Origin of the sequence: uncultured Ferrimonas sp., from assembly GCF_947489035.1 — a bacterium.
In the GTDB taxonomy this organism is placed as follows: Bacteria; Pseudomonadota; Gammaproteobacteria; order Enterobacterales; family Shewanellaceae; genus Ferrimonas.
In genome coordinates this window covers 1-532 of sequence record NZ_CANLCI010000073.1, presented here as the reverse complement: position 1 = coordinate 532, position 532 = coordinate 1, and the positions used below count along the sequence as shown (strand labels likewise).

Sequence of the window (532 nt, the reverse complement as noted above, 5' to 3'; positions counted from 1 at the left end):
GCATTGTAATCACGTGAACTCAAGGCCGGGCTAATCAGCTGCTTATAACGATACATCGCCGTTTCTGACAGCGAGCGTTGGTGATAACCAACGTCCTCCTTCCACTCTTTTAGCTTGCCATCTTTCAGCGCGGAAACTGCTTCGTTTCGTGGGTGACCATCTTCCCAAAAACCTGCATTCACTCGCGGTGGGATTGAGGCTTTCGTTCCCTTTTTTCGCAACAGTCGATGGCAGGCTTTGGTGTCGTAAGCACCGTCTGCTGAAAGTTGTTTTAACTTGCGTCTTAGTGGGTTGAGCAAGGTTGGTAGCACTTCGTTATCCGCGACACTTACCACGCTCACTTCGGCTGCAATTACCTCGTGGGTCGCGGCATCCACTGCCAAATGGAGTTTGCGCCAGGTACGGCGCTTTTCCTTGCCGTGCTTACGCATTTTCCACTCCCCTTCACCAAATACTTTCAGCCCTGTGGCGTCCACCACAACATGCGCAATGGGGCCACGACTGCGATTGCGGTACTTGATGTTGACTGTCT

The 532-nt window shown here is 52.1% G+C and carries 1 protein-coding gene; it reads right to left on the bottom strand.

Annotation, left to right across the window (positions count from 1 at the left end; genetic code table 11):
• A partial coding sequence (locus Q0796_RS18125; RefSeq protein ID WP_298445892.1) for an IS5 family transposase occupies positions 1–532 on the bottom strand: 532 nt, incomplete at both ends.